This window comes from Streptomyces lincolnensis, from assembly GCF_021173675.1.
In the GTDB taxonomy this organism is placed as follows: Bacteria; Actinomycetota; Actinomycetes; order Streptomycetales; family Streptomycetaceae; genus Streptomyces; species Streptomyces lincolnensis_B.
Window position 1 is genome coordinate 199763 of the sequence record NZ_JAIHON010000010.1, and the last position, 17385, is coordinate 217147.

Consider the following 17385-nt stretch of genomic DNA (forward strand, 5'->3'; position numbering starts at 1 on the left):
TCGGTTATGGGTCCCGTACTCGCCGGCGTCCTCCAGCTGCTCGCCCTCATGGCGGCGCTGGCACTCGCCCACATCCCCCTGGGCACCTACATGGCCAGGGTCTACTCCTCCGACAAGCACTGGCGCGTGGAGAAGTGGATCTACAAGGGCATCGGTGCCGACCCGAACACCGAGATGCGCTGGCCCGCGTACCTGCGCGGGGTGCTCGCCTTCTCGGCCGCCGGGGTGCTGTTCCTCTACCTGTTGCAGCGGCTGCAGGGGGTGCTGCCCGGCTCGCTGGGCTTCGCCTCGATCGATCCGGACCAGGCGTTCAACACCGCGGTCTCGTTCGTCACGAACACCAACTGGCAGTCGTACTACGGCGAGCAGGCCATGGGCCACGTCGTGCAGACCGCCGGGCTGGCCGTACAGAACTTCGTCTCCGCGGCCGTCGGCATCGCCGTCGCGGTGGCTCTCGTACGCGGCTTCGCCCGCTCGCGCACCGGTGAGCTCGGCAACTTCTGGGCGGACATGGTGCGGGGTGTCGTACGCATCCTGCTGCCGGGCGCCTTCGTCGCCGCGATCGTGCTCGTCGCGTGCGGGGTCATCCAGAACTTCTCCGGCATCCACGAGGTCGGGCAGTTCATGGGCGGCTCGCAGCAGTGGAACGGCGGTGCGGTCGCCTCGCAGGAGGCCATCAAGGAGCTGGGCACGAACGGGGGCGGCTACTTCAACGCCAACTCCGCCCACCCGTTCGAGAATCCGACGCCCTTCACCAACCTCTTCGAGATCTTCCTGCTCCTCGTCATCCCGTTCGCGCTGACCCGCACCTTCGGTGTGATGGTCGGCTCGGTCAAGCAGGGGTACGCGATCCTCGCCACCATGGCCACCATCTGGATCGGCTTCACCGCCCTGATGATGTGGACCGAGTTCGCCCACCACGGCCCGGCGTTCGACATCGCCGGTGGGGCGATGGAGGGCAAGGAGACCCGCTTCGGGGTCGGCGCCTCCTCGATCTTCGCCACGGCGACCACGCTCACCTCGACCGGTGCGGTGGACTCCTTCCACTCCTCCTTCACCGGCCTCGGGGGCGGTATCACCATGCTCGGCATGATGCTGGGCGAGATCGCGCCCGGCGGTACCGGCTCCGGCCTCTACGGCATGCTGATCATGGCGATCATCGCGGTGTTCATCGCCGGGCTGATGGTCGGCCGTACGCCCGAGTACCTGGGCAAGAAGATCGGCACCCGCGAGATCAAGCTGGCGGCCTGCTACATCCTCATCACCCCGGCGCTGGTGCTGGTCTTCACCGCCGCCGCGATGGCACTGCCCACCCCGGGCCACTCGATGACCAACAGCGGGGCGCACGGGTTCTCCGAGATCCTGTACGCCTACACGTCCGCCTCGAACAACAACGGCTCGGCCTTCGCCGGTCTGAACGCGGACACGCAGTGGTTCAACAGCACGCTCGGCCTCTGCATGCTGCTCGGCCGCTTCCTGCCGATGGTGTTCGTCCTGGCGCTGGCCGGCTCGCTCGCCGAGCAACGGCCCGTCCCTGAGACCGCGGGCACCCTGCGTACCAACAAGCCGCTGTTCGTGGGCCTGCTGGTGGGCGCGATCCTCATCATCACCGGCCTGACCTACTTCCCGGCCCTGGCGCTGGGGCCGCTGGCGGAGGGGCTGGCGTCATGACCACCGACGTAGAGAAGCAGGACGCCATGTCCACTCCCACCCTTGCACCGCACAGCGACGTACCCACCGGGCACAAGTCCCCCGAGGGCCGTGTCGGCGCGGGCCTCTTCGACCCCAAGCAGCTTCTGAAGTCGCTGCCGGACGCCTGCCGCAAGCTCGATCCGCGGGTGATGGTCAAGTCACCGGTGATGTTCGTGGTGTGGATCGGGTCCGTGCTGACCACGGTCTTCTCCTTCAAGGACCCCGGAGACTGGTTCGGCTGGACCATCAGCGCCTGGCTGTGGCTGACCGTGATCTTCGCCAACCTGGCGGAGGCGGTCGCCGAGGGCCGGGGCAAGGCGCAGGCCGACACCCTGCGCCAGGCCAAGACCGACACGGTGGCGCGGCGGCTCGTCGGCGGCCGGGAGGAGCAGGTTCCGGGCACCGCTCTGACCATCGGTGACCTGGTCGTCTGCGAGGCGGGCGACATCATCCCCGGCGACGGTGACGTCGTCGAGGGTGTGGCGTCCGTCGACGAGTCGGCGATCACGGGTGAGTCGGCTCCGGTCATCCGGGAGTCCGGCGGCGACCGCTCAGCCGTCACCGGCGGTACCAAGGTCCTCTCGGACCGGATCGTCATCAAGATCACGACGAAGCCCGGCGAGACCTTCATCGACCGCATGATCAACCTCGTCGAGGGCGCGGCCCGGCAGAAGACACCGAACGAGATCGCGCTGAACATCCTGCTCGCGTCCTTGACGATCGTCTTCCTGCTCGCGGTGGCGACCCTGCCGCCCTTCGCGGACTACGCGGGCACCCACCTGACGATGGTCGTCCTGGTGGCGCTGCTCGTCTGTCTGATCCCGACCACGATCGGCGCGCTGCTCTCGGCGATCGGCATCGCGGGCATGGACCGCCTGGTGCAGCGCAACGTCCTCGCCATGTCCGGCAGGGCGGTCGAGGCGGCCGGTGACGTCTCCACGCTGCTGCTGGACAAGACCGGCACCATCACCCTGGGCAACCGGCAGGCCGCCGAGTTCGTGCCGGTGGCGGGAACGACGGAGGCCGAACTGGGGGACGCGGCCCAGATGTCGTCGCTGGCCGACGAGACGCCCGAGGGGCGGTCCATCGTCGTCCTGGCGAAGGAGAAGTACGGGCTGCGAGAGCGGCAGCAGGGCGAGCTGGCCGGCGCCGAGTGGATCGCCTTCACCGCCCAGACCCGGATGTCGGGTGTGGACGTCGACGGGCGCAAGATCCGCAAGGGTGCGGCCGGTTCGGTCATCAGCTGGGTGCGCGAGCAGGGTGGCGAGGTGTCCGGGGACGCCGGCGGGCTCACCGACCGTATCTCCGAGGCGGGCGGCACCCCGCTGCTCGTGGCCGTCGAAGACACCGACGGCGCCCGGGTGTTGGGCGTCATCCACCTCAAGGACGTCGTCAAGGCGGGCATGCGCGAGCGCTTCGAGGAGCTGCGCCGCATGGGCATCAAGACCGTCATGATCACGGGCGACAACCCGCTGACGGCCAAGGCGATCGCCGCGGAGGCGGGTGTCGACGACTTCCTCGCGGAGGCCACTCCCGAGGACAAGATGGCCCTCATCAAGCGGGAGCAGGCCGGCGGCAAGCTGGTCGCGATGACCGGTGACGGCACCAACGACGCGCCCGCCCTCGCGCAGGCGGACGTCGGTGTCGCGATGAACACGGGCACGTCGGCCGCGAAGGAGGCCGGCAACATGGTCGACCTCGACTCCAACCCCACCAAGCTCATCGAGATCGTCGAGATCGGCAAGCAACTCCTCATCACCCGGGGCGCGCTGACGACGTTCTCCATCGCCAACGACGTCGCGAAGTACTTCGCGATCATCCCGGCGCTGTTCGCGGCGGTCTATCCGGGCCTGGACAAGCTCAACATCATGGGCCTGGCCTCACCCGACTCCGCGATCCTGTCCGCCGTCATCTTCAACGCGATCATCATCATCGCGCTGGTGCCGCTGTCGCTGAAGGGCGTGCAGTACCGGCCGGTCAGCGCGGACAGGATGCTGCGCCGCAACCTCACGATCTACGGCCTCGGCGGACTGATCGCCCCCTTCATCGGCATCAAGCTCATCGACCTGCTCATCTCCCTCATCCCCGGGATCGGCTGACCCGTCATGAACAACTCCGTTACGAACACGGCCCGGCTGCTCGGGGCGGGCCTGCGGGCGCTGCTCGTGCTGACCCTGCTCACCGGCGTCCTCTACCCGCTGGCCGTCACCGGCATCGCCCAGGCCCTGTTCCACAACAAGGCGAACGGCTCCGAGATCACGGCGGACGGCAGGGTCGTCGGCTCCGCGCTCATCGGGCAGGCGTACAACCTGCCGCTGAAGAAGGGCCAGGAGACCCCGGAGCCCGACCTCAAGTGGTTCCAGGGCCGCCCGCAGAACGGCCTCGGCGCCAACAGCGTCAACACCCAGTACAAACTGATCCTGTCCGGCGCGACCAACCGGTCCGCCGACAACAAGGACCTGATCGACTGGGTGACCGCGGCCAAGGCCGCCGTCATCAAGGACAACTCCACCGCCGACTACAAGGTCAAGCCGTCCGACGTGCCCGCCGACGCGGTCACCTCCTCCGGCTCCGGCCTGGACCCGGACATCTCCCCGCAGTACGCGCGCATCCAGGTCCACCGGATCGCCGAGCAGAACGGCCTGACCGTCGCCCAGGTACAGCACCTGGTCGCCGAGCACACCACGGGCCGCACCCTCGGCTTCATGGGCGAGCCCCGCGTGAACGTCCTCGAACTCAACATCGCGCTCAAGGCCCTCGTGGCCGAGAACTGATGGCGTTACCCGACCCACAGGGGAGTCGGCGGCCCGGACGACCGGGTGCGCCGACTCCCGCAGTCATGAAGCAGGTACGTCCCCACGACGTACGACAGGAAGGCGCACGCCGATGACACGGGTGCTGGTGGTGGAGGACGACCCGCAGCTCGTACGGGCCCTCATCATCAATCTCCAGGCACGCCACTACGGGGTCGACGCCGCCCCCGACGGCGCCACCGCGCTGCGGCTCGCGGCCGCCCGGCAGCCCGATGTCGTGATGCTCGACCTGGGCCTGCCCGACATGGACGGCGTGGAGGTCATCAAGGGCCTGCGCGGCTGGACCCGGGTGCCGATCCTGGTGCTGTCCGCCCGGCAGGCGTCCGAGGAGAAGGTCGCGGCCCTCGACGCCGGCGCCGACGACTACGTCACCAAGCCGTTCAGCATGGACGAGTTGCTCGCCCGGCTGCGGGCCGCCGTGCGACGGACCGGGGAGGTACCGCTCGCGGCCGGCACCACGCTCGTGGAGACGGCCGACTTCACCATCGATCTGCTGGCCAAGAAGGCGGTCCGCGGCGGCCACCACGTACGCCTGACCCCCACCGAGTGGCACCTGCTGGAGATCCTGGTCACCAACCCGGGACGGCTGATCACGCAGAAGCACCTGCTCCAGGAGGTCTGGGGCGTCACCCAGGGCAACAAGACCAACTACCTGCGGGTCTACATGGCCCAGCTGCGCCGCAAGCTGGAAGCGGACCCCGCCCACCCCCGCTACCTCATCACCGAGCCCGGCATGGGCTACCGCTACGAAGGATGACCATGGCTCGCGGCAAGCTCCGGATCTACCTCGGCGCGGCACCCGGCGTCGGCAAGACCTACGCGATGCTCTCCGAGGCGCACCGCCGGGTGGAGCGGGGCACCGACTGCGTGGTCGCCTTCGTGGAGCACCACCACCGGCCGCGCACCGAGGTGATGCTGCACGGCCTGGAGGAGGTCCCGCGGCAGGAGATCGAGTACCGCGGCTCGGTGTTCACGGAGATGGACGTGGACGCGGTCCTCGCGCGCCGCCCCGACGTGGCGCTCGTCGACGAACTCGCCCACACCAACGTCCCCGGCTCCCGCAACACCAAGCGCTGGCAGGACGTGGAGGAACTGCTGGCCGCCGGCGTCGACGTCGTCTCCACGGTCAACATCCAGCACCTGGAGTCCCTGGGTGACGTGGTCGAGTCGATCACCGGGGTGCGGCAGCGCGAGACGGTGCCCGACGAGGTCGTACGCCGCGCCGACCAGATCGAACTGGTCGACATGTCCCCGCAGGCCCTGCGCCGCCGGATGGCGCACGGCAACATCTACCAGCCGGACAAGGTCGACGCGGCCCTGTCCAACTACTTCCGGCCCGGAAACCTCACCGCCCTGCGGGAGTTGGCCCTGCTGTGGGTGGCGGACCGGGTCGACGCCTATCTCACCGAGTACCGCAGCGCACACCAGGTCTCCACCATCTGGGGTTCGCGCGAGCGGATCGTCGTCGGGCTGACCGGCGGTCCGGAAGGACGGACGCTGATACGCCGGGCCGCCCGGCTCGCGGAGAAGGGCGCCGGCGGCGAGGTGCTGGCCGTCTACATCTCCCGCAGCGACGGTCTCACCGCCGCCTCACCGAAGGAACTGGCCGTCCAGCGCACCCTGGTCGAGGACCTCGGCGGCACCTTCCACCACGTCATCGGCGAGGACATCCCGGTGGCGCTGCTCGACTTCTCACGAGGGGTCAACGCCACCCAGATAGTGCTCGGTGTCTCCCGCCGCAAGGGCTGGCAGTACGTCTTCGGCCCCGGCGTCGGCGCCACGGTCGCCCGGGACTCCGGCCCCGACCTCGACGTACACCTGATCACCCACGACGAGGCCGGCAAGGGGCGCGGACTCCCGGTCAACCGGGGTGCGCGGCTGGGCCGGTCCCGCGTGATCCGGGGCTGGCTGGTCGGCCTCGGCGGCCCCGTGCTGCTGACCTGGCTGCTGAGCGGTGCGGCCCCCGACGTCGGGCTCGCCAACGACATGCTGCTGTACCTGACGCTGACGGTCGCGGCCGCCCTCCTCGGCGGTCTCCTCCCCGCCCTGGCCTCGGCGGCGACCGGTTCCCTGCTGCTGAACTGGTACTTCACCCCGCCGATCCACACCTTCACCATCGCCGACCCGAAGAACATCGTCGCCATCGCGATCTTCGTCGGGGTCGCCGTGTCCGTCGCCTCGGTCGTCGATCTCGCCGCCCGCCGCACCCACCAGGCCGCCCGCCTGCGCGCAGAGTCGGAGATCCTCTCCTTCCTCGCCGGGAACGTGCTGCGCGGCGAGACCGGCCTTGAGGAGTTGCTCGAACGGGTCCGCGAGACCTTCGGCATGGAATCCGTGGCGCTGCTGGAGCGGGAGAGCGAGGTGCTGCCCTGGACCTGCGCCGGGAGCGTGGGCTCGCGCCCCTGCGCGGTCCCCGACGACGCGGACGTCGACGTGCCGGTCGGCGACCACATGGCGCTCGCGCTGGCGGGACGGGTGCTGCCGGCCGAGGACCGCCGGGTCCTGGCGGCCTTCGCCGCACAGGCCGTCGTCGTCCTGGACCGGGGGCGCCTGCAGGAGGCGGCCGACCAGGCCCGCGCACTCGCCGAGGGCAACCGCATCCGCACCGCGCTCCTGGCCGCCGTATCGCACGACCTGCGCACCCCGCTGGCCGGCATCAAGGCCGCGGTCACGTCCCTGCGTTCGGACGACGTCGAATGGTCGGAGCAGGACCGTGCGGAACTGCTGGAGTCCATCGAGGAGGGCGCCGACCGCCTCGACAACCTCGTCGGCAACCTCCTGGACATGTCCCGCCTGCAGACCGGCACCGTGACCCCGATCATCCGCGAGACCGACCTCGACGAGGTCATCCCGATGGCGCTCGGCGGCGTGCCCGAGGACGGTGTCGACCTCGACATCCCCGAGACCCTGCCCATGGTCGCGGTCGACCGGGGGCTGCTGGAACGGGCCGTCGCCAACATCGTCGAGAACGCCGTCAAGCACAGCCCGCCGGGCGAGACGGTCCTGGTGTCCGCGAGCGCCCTCGCCGACCGCGTCGAGGTGCGCGTGGTCGACCGCGGTCCGGGCATCCCCGACGAGGCCAAGGACCGCATCTTCGAACCCTTCCAGCGCTACGGCGACTCCCCACGCGGAGCCGGCGTCGGCCTCGGCCTCGCGGTCGCCCGGGGCTTCACCGAGGCGATGGCCGGCACGATCCACGCCGAGGACACCCCGGGCGGCGGCCTCACCATGGTGCTGTCCGTACGCACGGCACCACAGCGGCGTCCCGAGCGGCCGACGGTGTCAGCAGAGCGTTAGAGGTGGCTCGCAAGGGATCAAAAGGCCGTATGCACAGACGAGTCGACCGTCCTTCCGGTCGTAGCGTCGTCGTGCCGCCCCTGACCGGGGCACCCCCCCACAGCCGGCCCGACCAGGCCCTCTCCGAGGAGACGACGTCCCATGACCACCACCGTTCCCGGGCCCCTCGACACCCGCCGCACGAACGCCCGGGAGAAGGACATCATGCGGTTCCGCACGGTGTCCGGGCCGGACCTGACCACCCGCAACGACGCCTACCTCGCCTGGCAGCGCGACCGCGAACAGGCCGACCTGTGGCCGTACTTCCGCCGCTACGAGACCTCCGCCCTCACCCCCCGCGCCACCGTCGTGTCCGACACCGGAGTGGTCACCCGGGGCCCCAACTTCGGCGGCCAGGACTACCTCTCCCTGACCAGGCACCCCGCCGTCCTCGACGCCGCCCACCGGGCGTTGCGCGACTACGGCCCGCTCACCGCCGGTTCGCCCGCCCTGGGCGGCGCCACCCCGCTCAGCAAGGGCCTGGAAGCCGGTCTCGCCGAGGCCCTGCGCACCGAGCACGTCATGCTCTTCCCGACCGGTTGGGCCTCCGGCTTCGGCACCATACGGGCGCTCATGCACCGCCGCGACCACATCCTCCTCGACAAGCTCTCCCACGACTCGCTGCGTCAGGGCGCCGCCGCGAGCGGCGCCACGGTCGAGTTCTTCCGCCACCTCGACAACGACGCCGTCCGCCGCCACCTCACCGGCATCCGCGCCACCGACAGCGAGAACGCGGTCCTGGTCGTCACCGAGGGCGTCTTCTCCATGGACTCCGACACCCCGCGGCTGGCCGAACTCCTGGACATCTGCCGGGAGTTCGGCGCCCAGCTCATGGTCGACGTGGCCCACGACTTCGGCGCCATGGGCGAACACGGCGGCGGCCGGCCGGAGGTGTACGGCATCCTCGGCCAAGTCGACTTCGTCGTCGGCGCGTTCTCGAAGACCTTCGCGACGACCGGCGGCTTCCTGGCCACACCGTCCGCCTCCGCGCGCGAGTACGTCCGGATGTTCGGCGGCCCGCAGACCTTCTCCAGCGCCATCACCCCCGTGCAGACGGCGGTGGCTCTGGCGGCGCTCGGGGTCGTCACCTCACCCGAGGGCGCGCGACGCCGCGCGGCGGTCAGGTCGGTCGCGACCCGGCTGCGCGAGGGGCTCACGGCGCGCGGTCTGGAGGTCATGGGCGACGTGGTCTGCCCGGTCGTCCCCGTCCTCATCGGCGACACCCCGACCGGCCGTACCGCCTCCGGCCTCATCGCCCGCGCGGGCCTCGTCGCCCACCTCGTGGAACAGCCCGCGGTGGCCTCGGACGCGTCCCGCTTCCGCATGCAGGCCATGGCGGACCACACCGACGAGGACATCGCCACCGCGATCGACATCCTCGACACCTGCATCCGTGAAGCCCGCCTGACGGCTCACTGACGCCCGCGGTCGCACCGCCTGTCACAGCCGGTCATACCGACTCCTCGCTGCGCCGGGGATCGGCTGTGCGGGTGCGCCAGACAGTCCGGGCGGCCGGCAACAGCGCGACGGCGAGGAAGAGCACGAACAGCGTTCCCGAGATCGGGCGGGTGAGGAAGCCGCCGGGGTCGCCTTCGAAGAGCAGCAGTGAGCGGCGGAGCGAGCTTTCCAGCAGTGATCCGAGGACGAAGGCGAGGACGAGGGGGCCGGGGTCGAAGCCGAGCTTCTTCATGAGGTATCCGAGGACGCCGAAGAAGACCACGAGTCCGATGTCGAAGACGCTGTTGTTGACGGTGTAGGCGCCGATGAGGGTGATGAGGACGGTGATGGGGGCGAGGATGGTCGGGCGTACGCGCAGGATGCGTACGAACAGCCCCACGAGCGGGATGCTCATGATGAGCAGCAGGATGTTCCCGATGTACATCGAGTTCACCACGCCCCAGAACAACTCGGGGTTCTCGGTGACGAGTTGGGGGCCGGGGGTGACGCCCTGGATCAGGAGGGCGCCGAAGATGACCGCCATGGTGGCGTTGGCGGGCAGGCCCAGGGACAGCAGCGGGATGAACGAGGAGGTGGCGGCCGCGTTGTTGGCGGTCTCGGGTGCCGCGATACCTTCGACGGCGCCGTGGCCGAACCGCTCCGGGGTGCGCGACCGGCGTTTTTCCACGGCGTAGGCGGCGAGCGAGGCGAGGACCGCGCCCCCTCCGGGGAGAATGCCGAGGACGAAGCCGATGACGCCCCCTCTGCCGATCGCGCCGGAGGACTGGCGCAGATCGGAGCGGCTCGGCCAGACGTTGGCGACGGTGGTGGGGGAGTGGGCCGCGCGGTGGCGGGTCTCCAGGGTGTAGAGGATCTCGCCCAGGCCGAAGAGACCCATGGCGATGGGGACGAAGTCCAGCCCGTCCGCGAGTGACAGGCTGTCGAAGGTGAACCGTTCGGCGCTGGTGAAGCCGTCCCGGCCGACGGTGGCGAGCAGCAGACCGACGGCGGCGGCGATGAGGGCCTTGAGCATGCCGCCGCCTGAGACGGTGGCCACCAGCAGAATGCCGAGCAGCGCCAGCATCGTGTATTCGGGTGGGCCGAAGTCCAGGGCGAATTCGGCGACGAGGGGGGCGACCACGCTGAGGGCGATGATGGCGAGGGTGCCGCCGACGAAGGAGCCGATGGCGGCGATGCCCAGCGCGGTGCCGGCCTTGCCCTGGCGGGCGAGGGCGTGGCCGTCGAAGACGGTGACGACGGAGGACGCCTCACCGGGGAGGCGCAGGAGGACGGAGGTGATGGTGCCGCCGTACTGGGCTCCGTAGAAGATGCCCGCCAGCATGATGATCGCGGTGACGGGTTCGATGCCCAGGGTGATCGGAAGCAGAATCGCTATGGTGGCGGCCGGTCCCAGACCGGGCAGGACACCGACCAGCATGCCGATGACGACCCCGACGAGGCAGTACAGCAGGTTGGTCGGCTCGACGACGACGGCGAAGCCGTCGAGCACGGGGGACACGTCCAACGCTCCTCCCAAACGTGCGGTGGTGTGCGGTCAGAACAGGTGCGGGATGGTCACCTTCAGCGCGCCGACGAACAGGGCGTAGAACGCGCAGGTGGAGCCGAGGCTGACGGCGACGGACGTACGCCAGCTCTCCCGGCCCAGGACCCGCAGCCAGAAGAGGGCCAGGAGGGCCGTGGGGATCTCGAAGCCGATCACGCTGATGACCGCCACGTAGGCCACCATGGTCCCGACCGCCACGATCACCAGGAGGCTGGTGCGGGTGAACCGCTCGGCGTCGTCCAGGCGTCGGGCGGCGACGGCCAGGAGCACGCCGAGAATGATCAGTGCCGTGCTCACCAGGGCAGGCCAGGTGCCGGGCCCGGGTTTCGAGGGGCTGCCCAGGCCCAGGTTCCACGCCCCGGCGAGCGCCGCGCCACCGAGGACCACGACGACGGCGGCGGTGACCAGCTGGGTCACCGTGCCCGCTGCCGGCGGCCGGGTGTCGTCGGAGGCGTCGTCGGTGGGTTCGTCCGCGGTCGAGGGGGTCTCGGTGGACATGCGCTTCTCAGTTTCCGCTCATGTCGATCCGGTACTTGTCGACGAGCGCGCGGTACGTCTTCAGCGAACCGGTCCACTGCTTGAGCAGCTCGGCGCCCTCGACCTCGTTCGGGGTGAGCAGCCGCTGGGTGTTGAAGTCCTGGTACTTCTTGTCCTCGAACGCCTTGCCGAACGCCGTCCGCAGCCGGTCGACGACCTCCTTGGGCGTGCCCTTCGGGGCGACGACGGCACGCGACTGCTGCACCGGGACGTCGTAGCCGGCCTCGACCGCGGTGGGGATGTCGGCCATGTACGTGGGCCGCTTCTCCGCGAAGGTGACGAGAGGGGTGATCTTCCCGGCCTTGATCTGGGGCTGGGCCTCACCGAGCTGGATCGAGGCGACGTCGACCTGACCGCCCAGGACGGCGGTGAGTGTGGGGGCTCCGCCGTCGAAGGGCACCGCGGTCGCCTTCACCTTCGCCTGGGAGAACAGCAGCGCCTGGCTGAGGTGGCTGCCGGTGCCGACGCCGGTCGTGCCGTACTTGATCGAGCGGTCGGCGTCGACGATGTCCTTGACCGTCTTGAAACCGGACTTGGGGCTGGCGACCAGGACGTAGTCGTCCTGGGACAGGCCGGTGACGACCTCGTAGTCGTTGATGTCGACGGCTTCGTCGGCGGACACGGCCAAGGGTGTGATGTAGGCCAGTGAGCCCACGAAGAGCATGAGGGTGTGGCCGTCGGCCTTGGCGCCGGCCAACTCCTTGGCGGCGACCGCGCCGTTGGCGCCGGGCTTGTTGACGACCGTGACGGTCTCGTCGAGGTCGGCGCCGGCGGGTTTGGCGGCCGCGCGGGCGGTGAGGTCGGTGCTGCCGCCGGGGTCCTGCCCGACGAGCAGGGTGATGGCCCGGTCCGGGAACGAGGTCTGGTCCTTGGATCCCTCGTCACCGACGTTGCCACCACAACCGGGCAGCGCGATCACGGCGGCGATCACGGCGACCGTGGCTGTGCGGCGATGGACCCGAAGCCTGGTGTGCATGAACGTCTCCCTCAAGCGAGTTGGGTGGAGATGTGATACAGATCTCGGTCCGCGGTGTCGCGCAGCCTATGACCGCCTGTCATGCCTGTCCAACTCCGTTAGCGCATAGGCTGATACCTTTCTTGCATGACGTATACCTTGGAGCAATTACGCGGATTGGTCGCTGTTGCCGAGGAACTTCACTTCGGCCGGGCGGCGGCGCGACTGCGCATGACCCAGCCGCCGTTGAGCCGTCAGATCCAGAAGCTCGAAGCGGCCGTCGACGTGCGCCTCCTGGACCGGGACAAGCAGCGTGTGGCCCTCACACCGGCCGGTGAGGCGTTCCTGGTCGAGGCCAGGCGCATCCTGGCGATCGCCGAGGCCGCCCCGGACCTGGCCCGCCGCATCCACTCGGGTTCCCGTGGCGTGGTGCGGCTCGGCTTCACCGCCGCGTCCACCTTCGGCACACTCGGCTGCATCCTCAACCGGCTGGAGCAGAGCCTGCCGGAGGTCCGCATCGAGCTGTTCGAGATGGTGACGCGCGAGCAGATCGACGCCCTCGCCGGCGAGGACATCGATCTCGGGCTCGCCCGTCCGCCGTTCGACTCCGAACTCTTCGACTCGCGCCTGATCCAGCGGGAGGCGCTGTTGCTGGCGGTGACCGCCGGGCACCGGCTGGCCGGCCTGGACCGGCCCGCACGCGCCGACGACCTGACCGGCGAACCGCTGATCTTCCACTCGCAGCGCAAGGCCCGCTACTTCCACGACCTGATGGTCAGCATGATCCCGCTGGCCCAGGAACGGGTGGTGCACAGCGTGAGCCAGATCCTCACCATGCTGTGGCTGGTCTCCGCCGGGCGGGGCGTCGCCTTCGTACCCGCCTCCGCCGCCCTGCTCGGCATTCCCCACGTCGAGTTCATCCCGCTGGCCACACATGTGCCCCGACCGGTGGAACTGCATCTGCTGTGGCCACGGCATTCACGCAACCCCGCCCTCGCCCGGGTGCTGGCCACGCTGGAGGACCTGGCTCCGCAGGAGCAGCCGAGCGGGCCGGCGGTTCCGCCGTGCGTCGGCGCCATCGAGGAGACCGAAACCGAAGCGGCATCACACCCTGCGTAAACGCACTTGAACAGGCGCCATGCACATGGACGGGCCCGGTCACCGACCAGAGTGGGAGTTGGGCGCGAACTTGGACCCGGCTGTTGTCCTCGGGCGGGGTGTGGCCGCCGTCCGCCACGGACTCCGTGTCCGTGAAGATCGCGGCGTGGTCGGAAGCGAAACGACCTGGCGCCCATACGGTTGCCGGAGAGCGCCTGCCTGGCGGGCACCCAGACCCGCATCCGCGAACTCGCTGAACACATCGTCGAGCGTGCACAGCAGCAGGGCAGCCTGCGCCCCGACCTCACCCCCGAGGACCTCGCCTTCGTCGTCTGGTCGCACGGCTGCGTCACCGAGGCCACCCACGCCATCGCCCCGGACGCCTGGCGCCGCCACCTCTACCTTCCGCTCGACGGCTTTCGAACCGACCGCGCCCATCCGCTGCCGGCGCCGCCGCTCACCGAGGAGCAGCTGCACCGCGCCATGACCAGCCTCGGCGGAAACGGGGCCTGCGGCGTCTGACTGTCGGGACGCGCGTTGCCTCAAGGTTGACTTCGGCAGCTGCCTGCCTCACGGTTCCGTCGGCCTTCGGGCGGGTGCGTGTCCCGGATATGGATAACTCCTCACGCGCTCAAAGGGATTCGGGGATCCTGGGTGACCGTGACCAACAATGTGAGCGATACAGCCCCAGGTGGCGAGGTAGGGGCGCTGCTCCGAGTCCTGGACGGACAGCGACGCCACGTTCTCGGCATCCTCGACGGGCTCGACGCGAAGGATCTTCGACGGCCCGTCCTGCCTTCCGGATGGCACTGCCTGGGGTTGGTCCAGCACTTGGCGCTGGATGTGGAGCGGTTCTGGTTCCGCGCGGTCGTCGCGGGGGACGAGAAGGTCATCCGCGGTCTGACGAGCGGCGACGAGGCGTGGAAGGTGGCTCCGGAAGTGCCGGCCATCGACGTCCTCGACCGATACCGGCAGGAGGCAGAACTCGCCGATGCCATCATCACCGCCACCCCTGCCGACGCCGCATTGGCCTGGTGGCCCCACGACCTGTTCGGTAAACCGCACCTGCACACCCTGCGCGACGTCCTGCTGCACGTCATCACCGAGACTGCGTGCCACGGCGGCCACCTCGACGCAGCCCGAGAGCTGATCGACGGCCGTCGCTGGCTGGTCCTGACCTGAAAATCGTCGGTCCGGCTCCGTGCTCGGCGTGGTCCTCAGCAGTCCGGCAGGGCAGCCCTTCGAGGCGACCATTGACCGAGCGCGCGACATAGTCACCGAACACATCAGCAGACAGGGCTCGTTCGAGATCACCTGTCTTGGCGGACCCCTGTATGTCTCCCACTCAGGGGAAACCAAGCAGTCGATGAGGAGCCTGTACGGTTCACCGCTTCCCCCCGCCCGCAGGGACCGCCGCGACGCCGACTTACTGATCCCCGAGCGGGCACCCGGATCCGATGGTTGTGCAAAACGTTTTGGATATCTAGCTTGTGCGCCATGAGCGACACAACGCCTCCCCCGACCGGCAGCCGCCTCCTGGTGCGCGGCTGCGACGTGCTGCGCGTCCCGGCGCGGGGCGAGTGCGAGGTTCTGCGGGCGCGGGACATCGTGGTCGCGGACGGTGTGATCGAGGACGTACGGCCGACCGGCGGCCCCCTCGGCCCGGGCCCGACGGCCGACGTGATCGACGGGCGTGGACTGCTGGCCGTTCCCGGCCTGGTCAACGCGCACACGCACTCCCCGATGGTGCTGATGCGCGGAGCGGCCGAGGACGTGACGGTCGAGGGCTGGTTCAACGACCGCGTCTGGCCGATGGAGTCCAACCTGACCCCCGCCGACGTGCGGATCGGGGCCCGGCTCGCCTGCGCGGAGATGATCCGCTCCGGTGTCACCACCTTCGCCGACCACTACTTCTTCCCCGAGCAGATCGCCGAGGCGGTCGCCGAGACCGGCCTGCGCGCCGACATCGCGCCCACGTACTTCAGCAGCCGGGGCGCGGCGGCCCTGGAGGACACGGTGAAGTTCGCCGAGGCATGGCACGGCCGCGCCGACGGCCGGGTCACCGTTTCCCTCGGCCCGCACGCCCCCTACACGGTCGACGACACCGACCTGCGCACCCTCGCCGAACACGCCCGACGGCTCGGCCTGCGGATGCACATCCACGCCGCCGAGCACCTGGAGCAGACCCGGTCGAGCCTGGAGCGGCGCGGCATCACCCCGATCCGGGTACTGCACGAGACGGGCGTGCTGGACGCCGGGGCGCTGATCGCGCACGGCTGCGGGATCGTCCAGGACGACCTGCCGCTGCTCGCCGGGTACGCCGACACGACCGCCGTGGCCTGCTGCCCCAAGGTGTACCTCAAGCACGCGCTGACCCCGCTCACCCCGGTCCGCGACCTGCTCGGCGCCGGCGTCGCGGTCGCCGTCGGCACGGACGGCGCCGCCGGCCACAACACCCTCGACGTGTGGGAAGCGCTGCGGCTGGTCGCGCTCACCCAGAAGCAGGCCGTGCGGGACGCCACCTGGATGACCGTCTCCGACACCCTGCGCATGGCCATGCGCGGCGGAGCCCGCGCCCTCGGCCTGCAGAACGAGATCGGGGCGCTGGAACCGGGCATGCGCGCCGACATCGTCCTCACCGACCTGTCCGGACTGCACTGCCGTCCGCTGCACGATCCGCGCGCCGCACTGGTCTACAGCGCCCGCGCCAGTGACGTACGGACGGTCGTCGTCGACGGCCGGGTGCTGATGCGCGACGGCCGGCTGCTCACCGTGGACGTGCCGGAGCTGCTGGCCGACGCCGACGCCCGGGTGGCCCGGATCCTCGACACCTCCCACGGGAGGGCGGTGCAGCACTATGACCCCTGAGCCGTACGACACGACTCCTGAGCCGTACGACATGGCTCCTGAGCCGTACGACCGGGCGGCGGTCCGGCGCCCCGCGTCGATCAAGGACGTGGCCGCCGCGGCCGGCGTCAGCGCCACCACCGTCTCCCACGTCCTCAGCGGCAACCGGCCGGTCAACGAGCACACCGCCGCCCGGGTCCGCAGCGTCGTCAACCGGCTCGGCTACGTCCCGGCCTCCCTGGCCCGCAGCCTCCAGGCCGGGGCCACCTCGGTGATCGGCCTGCTGATCCCCGACATCAGCAACACCTTCTTCGCCGAGTTGGCCAAGGGCGCCGAGGACGCCGCCCACGACCTCGGCTACGGCCTGATCCTGTGCAACACCGAGTTCGACGCCGACCGCGAGGACCGCTACCTCGGCATGATCCGCAGCCGGTTCATCGACGGCATGGTCTACGCCTCGGGGTCCGCGCCGTCCCGGCGACGGCTGGAGGCCCTCATGGGCAAGTTCCCCATCGCGCTCGCCGACGAGGAGGTCGAGGGTCTCGAAGGTGCCCTCATCGCCACCGCCGACCATGAGGCGGGCGGGCGGCTCGTCGGCGAGCACCTGCGGGCGCTCGGCCACCGCCGGGCCCTGATGCTGACCGGCCCGCGCGCCCTGAAGAGCAGCAACGCCCGCGCGAACGGTTTCGTCCGGGCCTTCCGCGGCGAGGTCGTCGAACGCGTCGGCGACTTCAAGGAGACCTCCGGACACGGCCTGGTCACCGACCTTCTCCAGGACGGCGGTCTCCCCGGCGGCTGCACGGCCGTCTTCGCGGCCAACGACCTCATGGCCTTCGGCGCCCTCACCGCACTGCGCCAGGCGGGCCTTTCGGTGCCCGAGGACATCTCGGTGGTCGGCTTCGACGACATCCGGGCGGCCTCGCTCGCGCATCCGCCCCTGACCACCGTCCACCAGCCGGCCTACGACGTGGGCCGCACCGCCACCGCCCAACTCCTCCAGTACGTCACCCGGGGCGAGGTCCCGCCCGCCTCCCGGCACACCCTTCCCGTCGAACTCAAGGTCCGCGGCAGCACGGCACCGGCCGCCCGCTGACCCCACTGCACCG

At 70.1% G+C, this 17385-nt stretch carries 14 protein-coding genes; 11 read left to right on the top strand and 3 right to left on the bottom strand.

What is annotated here, in order from left to right; all coding sequences use genetic code 11:
- Positions 1 to 6 precede the first annotated feature (6 nt).
- From kdpA to K4B79_RS29930, 6 genes are all read left to right on the top strand, one after another.
- Positions 7 to 1671, top strand: a complete 1665-nt coding sequence (kdpA, locus tag K4B79_RS29905) for a potassium-transporting ATPase subunit KdpA (protein WP_232030210.1) — start codon at positions 7 to 9, stop codon at positions 1669 to 1671.
- Positions 1668 to 3791: a potassium-transporting ATPase subunit KdpB gene (kdpB, locus tag K4B79_RS29910; RefSeq protein ID WP_232030211.1), complete on the top strand. Its 2124-nt coding sequence runs from the start codon at positions 1668 to 1670 to the stop codon at positions 3789 to 3791. Before kdpA ends, kdpB begins: the two co-directional genes overlap by 4 nt.
- Before the next feature lie 6 nt (positions 3792 to 3797).
- The gene (locus tag K4B79_RS29915; RefSeq protein WP_232030212.1) at positions 3798 to 4466 is read left to right on the top strand and encodes a potassium-transporting ATPase subunit C; all 669 of its coding nucleotides are present in this window, start codon (positions 3798 to 3800) and stop codon (positions 4464 to 4466) included.
- Between the two features lie 112 nt (positions 4467 to 4578).
- A complete protein-coding gene (locus K4B79_RS29920; RefSeq protein ID WP_232030214.1) occupies positions 4579 to 5262 on the top strand; it encodes a response regulator in 684 nt (227 codons plus the stop codon).
- A 2-nt stretch (positions 5263 to 5264) separates the two neighbouring features.
- Positions 5265 to 7802, top strand: a complete 2538-nt coding sequence (locus K4B79_RS29925) for a sensor histidine kinase (RefSeq protein WP_232030216.1) — start codon at positions 5265 to 5267, stop codon at positions 7800 to 7802.
- A gap of 141 nt (positions 7803 to 7943) precedes the next feature.
- Positions 7944 to 9260 (top strand): aminotransferase class I/II-fold pyridoxal phosphate-dependent enzyme, encoded by a 1317-nt coding sequence (locus K4B79_RS29930; protein WP_232030217.1) that lies wholly within the window; start codon positions 7944 to 7946, stop codon positions 9258 to 9260.
- A gap of 31 nt (positions 9261 to 9291) precedes the next feature.
- Here the strand turns inward: K4B79_RS29930 and K4B79_RS29935 are convergent, their stop codons facing one another.
- Genes K4B79_RS29935 through K4B79_RS29945 form a run of 3 tightly spaced genes read right to left on the bottom strand, consistent with a single transcriptional unit; the run spans position 9292 to position 12355 of the window.
- Positions 9292 to 10797 (bottom strand): tripartite tricarboxylate transporter permease, encoded by a 1506-nt coding sequence (locus K4B79_RS29935; protein ID WP_232030219.1) that lies wholly within the window; start codon positions 10795 to 10797, stop codon positions 9292 to 9294.
- Positions 10798 to 10833: 36 nt separating this feature from the next.
- Complete coding sequence (locus tag K4B79_RS29940) at positions 10834 to 11340, bottom strand: tripartite tricarboxylate transporter TctB family protein (RefSeq protein ID WP_232030221.1); 507 nt, start codon at positions 11338 to 11340, stop codon at positions 10834 to 10836.
- Positions 11341 to 11347: 7 nt separating this feature from the next.
- On the bottom strand, positions 11348 to 12355 hold the full coding sequence (locus tag K4B79_RS29945; RefSeq protein WP_232030223.1) for a tripartite tricarboxylate transporter substrate binding protein: 1008 nt from the start codon (positions 12353 to 12355) through the stop codon (positions 11348 to 11350).
- Positions 12356 to 12481: 126 nt separating this feature from the next.
- On the opposite strand from K4B79_RS29945, the gene K4B79_RS29950 reads away from it, so the two are divergent.
- From K4B79_RS29950 to K4B79_RS29970, 5 genes are all read left to right on the top strand, one after another.
- Entirely contained in the window at positions 12482 to 13453 is a 972-nt protein-coding gene (locus K4B79_RS29950; protein ID WP_232030225.1) for a LysR family transcriptional regulator, read from the top strand.
- A 180-nt stretch (positions 13454 to 13633) separates the two neighbouring features.
- The gene (locus K4B79_RS29955) at positions 13634 to 13954 is read left to right on the top strand and encodes an SbtR family transcriptional regulator (RefSeq protein WP_232030227.1); all 321 of its coding nucleotides are present in this window, start codon (positions 13634 to 13636) and stop codon (positions 13952 to 13954) included.
- 132 nt (positions 13955 to 14086) lie between these two features.
- Positions 14087 to 14614: a DinB family protein gene (locus K4B79_RS29960; RefSeq protein WP_374208525.1), complete on the top strand. Its 528-nt coding sequence runs from the start codon at positions 14087 to 14089 to the stop codon at positions 14612 to 14614.
- Between the two features lie 315 nt (positions 14615 to 14929).
- On the top strand, positions 14930 to 16300 hold the full coding sequence (locus K4B79_RS29965; RefSeq protein ID WP_232030228.1) for an amidohydrolase: 1371 nt from the start codon (positions 14930 to 14932) through the stop codon (positions 16298 to 16300).
- Positions 16290 to 17372, top strand: coding sequence for a LacI family DNA-binding transcriptional regulator (locus K4B79_RS29970; protein ID WP_232030230.1), 1083 nt, complete (start codon positions 16290 to 16292; stop codon positions 17370 to 17372). The genes K4B79_RS29965 and K4B79_RS29970 overlap by 11 nt, the downstream gene beginning before the upstream one ends.
- Positions 17373 to 17385 lie beyond the last annotated feature (13 nt).